Genomic DNA, 3,647 nt, shown 5'->3' on the forward strand with positions numbered 1-3,647 from the left:
CGGGACCACCGCCTCGTCCGGCTCGTCTCACGCCCGGCCTCGTGGGTCACCAAGGCCGCCTCCCGGTCCCCCGACGGCGTCAGCACCACCGCCCGCGACCTGGCCCTTCGCCACCGCCTGCTGCTCGCCCTGTCGGCGCTGCTCACCCTGGCGCTGTTCGTGTCGTACCAGGGCGTGCACGACGACGCGGACCCGCTGCGCACCTCCACCGCCCCGGCCGTGCTGTCCCTGGACACCGCCCTGTACGCGCTCGGCGAGGCCCGGCGGGACGCCGCCCAGCCGGTCCCGACCAGCGACTTCCAGAAGCAGATCTCGGTCGCCGTGCAGAGCCTCGCCGCCGCCGCGGCCGACGACGACCTCGGCGGACCCGGGGGCCGGCAGGCCCTGCAGACCGTGGCCGGTCTGATCAACGTCTACGCCGTCAAGGTCCAGCAGTCCCAACTCCAGCCCAGTGGCAGCGTGTTGCGCGAGGCGTACCTCAGTTACGCCACCGGCGTCCTGACGGAGAAGAAGTCCGGCATACAGGCCCGGCTGGAGGCCCTGCAACGCAAGCAGCGCGCCGCCGTGCACCGGCAGACCTCCTTCGGCCCGCTGATGTGGCTCGCCTGGAGCGTCACCCTGCTGCTCGCCCTCGCCCTGGCCGCCGCGCTGCTGGAGACCCAGCGGTTCCTGCGCCACCGCTTCCGGCGGCGCTACAACCGGCACCTCATGTCCGCCGGGCTGCTGTTGCTCGCCGGTGTCGCCGTCACCGTGCTGTTCACCGTGTGGACGCAGGCGGGGATGGCCGACACCCGCGCCCTGCTCGACCGCCCGCTGTCCGGGCGGGACATCCCCGACGCGGGGCGGGCCACCGCCTCGTACCTGGCCGGCACCGGCTTCCGCGCGGCGGCGGCGGTGTGGATCCTGATAGGAGGCGTTCTGCTGATGGCACTGGCCGAGACGGGCCTGCGGCGGCACATCAACGACTACCGGTTCAGGCCCCGGTGAGCGCGCACCCCGGCGGCCCGGCGACGGCCGCCCCCGGCCCCGGGCCCCGCCGCTTTCGCCGTCCGGGCCGCATCGTCACGGTGGTGGCGAGCTGCCTGGCCGTCCTGGCGGCGGCCGCCGTGGTCGGCGTACGCGCCCTCGGGCACGAGCCGGCCGTCACCCTGCTGGCCAACTGGACCGGCGACGACGAGACCCACTTCCGCGAGGCGGTCATCAAGCCCTTCGAGCGGAAGTACGGCATCCACGTCGACTACCAGGGCAGCAACGCCGAGAGCCAGGTGCTCGGCGCCGACGCCGAGGCCGGCACACCGCCCGACGTGGTGGTGCTCACCGGGCCCGGCGAACTCGCCGAGTACGCCCGGCAGAAGCAGCTCGTGCCGCTCGACGGCCTGGTGCGCCGCGCGGACTTCGGCCCGTCCTGGGCCACCCCGCTGACGGACGGGCACGTGTACTGGTTCCCGCTGAAGGCCGACCTGAAGAGCATCGTCTGGTACCCGGCGGACCTGAGCCGACAGGAGTTGAAGGACGCCGTGCACCGGCCGGCCGCGTGGTGCGTCGGCATGGGCTCCGGCGCCACGAGCGGCTGGCCCGGCACCGACTGGATCGAGGACCTGCTGCTCCAGCGCTACGGCCCCGCCGTCTACCAACGCTGGGCGGGCGGCGGCCTGCCCTGGACCTCGCCGCAGGTGAAGTGGGCCTGGAAGACCTGGCGCGACCTGATGCGCGCCGACGGCGACCAGGACCTGGTCCGGCTGGCCCTGAAGACCCCGTACCAGTCGGCGTCGGATCCGGTCGCCGCCCGCCCGCGCGGCTGCACCCTGGAGCACCAGGCGTCGTTCATCCGCGGGCGGCCCGCCTGGCAGCGGGCCGACGGCCGCTACGTCCCCTCCGCCGAGTTGCTCCTCGGGACCGCCCCGCGCGCCTGGGAGGTCTCCGGGGACCTCGTATCGCTGCTGCACGACACCCCGCAGGCCCGGAAGCTGATCCGGTACCTGGCCTCGGCCGACGCCCAACGTGCCTGGAACGAGGGGGAGTCCGGCTTCTCCGTGCACACCGGCGTGCCGCCCGCCGCCGACGGCTCCGGGTCCGCCTGGCACCGCTCCCTCGCCCGGACCCTGCGCGACGGGAACGCGAAGCACTGCTTCGACGCCTCCGACGCCATGCCGCCCGTGGTACGCGACGCGTTCGCCGAGGCGGCCATCGAGTTCCTCGCCCACCCCGACCGCCGGGACCGCCTGCTGGGCTCCCTGGACACCCTCGGCCGCACCGGGGGCCTGACCTGGCTGCCGTCGGTGTGCGACCGGACGTAGCGGGCCCCCGCGCGCGGAGGCGGCGGGCATTGGAAAGGGGGCGTTGCGGGCCGCTCGTGGTGGCCCGCAACGCCCCCCGGCACATACCCGAGGGGTACCCGGGAAGTCTTCCGGGCTACGAGTTGACCTGCGCGGTCACCAGGTCCGAGAAGGTGGTCAGCCGGGTGTAGACACCCGGGTAACCGGCCTCCGCGCACCCCTCGCCCCAGGAAGTGATCCCTGCCAGGACGCCCCCGATGAGCAGGGGACCGCCGCTGTCGCCCTGGCAGGTGTCCACGCCGCCGGAGGAGTATCCGGCGCACACCATGTCGGACTGGACGAAGTCCGACCCGTAGGAGGTACGGCAGCCCGAGTCGGACACGATCGGCACGGTCGCGGTCCGCAGCTGGTTGGAGGAGCTGCCGTTCTCCGAGGTGGTCCCCCAGCCGAGGATGCGGGCCGTGGTGCCGGCCGCGTAGACACTCGTCTGCGAGGAGGAGACGTACTTGGCCGCGGTGTACGGCATCGACGTCGACAAGGTCAGCACGGCCACGTCGTCGCCGTTGGTGGCGTCCGTGTAGTCCGGGTTGATCCAGATCCTGCTCACCCGGCTCACCGTGCCGTTGGTGCCGTTGAGGTAGGTCCGGCCACCGACCACCCGGACGCTGCTCGTGGTCTCGCCGACCATGCAGTGCGCGGCGGTGACGACCTTGGTGGGCGACACCAGGGTGCCGCCGCAGAACTGGTTCTGGGACGCGTCCGTGATCTGCATCATGAACGGGTACGCGCTCGTCGTGGTGGTCGTACCGCCCACGATGGGCTGGGGCGCGGCGCTCGCGGTGGGGGAGGCGAGCAGCGCGGTCGCCGCGGCGGCGGCGGTGGCCACCAGGGTCGCGGCGGTCTTTCTCACACGTCTGGGCCCGAACATGAGTCTCCTCAGTGGGGGTTGCACCGGTGGGGGGTCGCGCGGGTGTCGTGGGCGGTGTGCACGGGGAGGTCGCAGGACCGACCCCGTGTGCCCGGGCGAGCGGCACGCCCTTTACGCTAGGACCCGGAACCCACGGCTCCCAATGAGGGAACCCCCTAAGGGGCTGGGTGAGGGAAAACCCTCGGTCCGGTTCAGTTAACTAGGGCCGCGCTCAGCGCGCCCGTCGAGCCGCCGCCAATCGGACGATGTCGACCCGCGACCGGATCCCCAGTTTCCGGTAGACCCGGGTCAGGGTCGCCTCCACCGTCTTCACGCTGATGAACAGCCGGGCCGCGATCTCCCGGTTGGTGGCCCCCTCCATGACCAGCGCGGCGACCTGACGCTCCATCGCGGCCAGTACCTCCAGCGCGGCCCGGCCGCAACCGCCTCACCGGGAAGATCGC

At 73.0% G+C, this 3,647-nt stretch carries 3 protein-coding genes and 1 pseudogene; 2 read left to right on the top strand and 2 right to left on the bottom strand.

The window, feature by feature from the left end:
• Both H5J33_RS27265 and H5J33_RS27270 read left to right on the top strand, forming a co-directional pair.
• Window positions 1-987, top strand: a 987-nt coding sequence (locus tag H5J33_RS27265; protein WP_258565431.1) for a hypothetical protein, incomplete at its 5' end; no start/stop codon positions are given.
• Between the two features lie 83 nt (window positions 988-1,070).
• Window positions 1,071-2,297, top strand: coding sequence for an ABC transporter substrate-binding protein (locus H5J33_RS27270; RefSeq protein ID WP_309485499.1), 1,227 nt, complete (start codon window positions 1,071-1,073; stop codon window positions 2,295-2,297).
• Window positions 2,298-2,412: 115 nt separating this feature from the next.
• Here H5J33_RS27270 and H5J33_RS27275 read toward each other — a convergent pair whose 3' ends face one another.
• Both H5J33_RS27275 and H5J33_RS27280 read right to left on the bottom strand, forming a co-directional pair.
• Entirely contained in the window at window positions 2,413-3,204 is a 792-nt protein-coding gene (locus H5J33_RS27275) for a trypsin-like serine protease (RefSeq protein ID WP_181797499.1), read from the bottom strand.
• Between the two features lie 211 nt (window positions 3,205-3,415).
• Window positions 3,416-3,616, bottom strand: a pseudogene (locus H5J33_RS27280) (helix-turn-helix transcriptional regulator); the annotation flags it as partial.
• Window positions 3,617-3,647 lie beyond the last annotated feature (31 nt).

It is taken from the genome of Streptomyces sp. WELS2, from assembly GCF_013870595.1.
Classification (GTDB): domain Bacteria; phylum Actinomycetota; class Actinomycetes; order Streptomycetales; family Streptomycetaceae; genus Streptomyces.

Bases quoted from the DNA above. Each gene is read 5' to 3' on its own strand.
- H5J33_RS27275 (WP_181797499.1), bottom strand. From the start codon at position 3,204: ATGTTCGGGCCCAGACGTGTGAGAAAGACCGCCGCGACCCTGGTGGCC.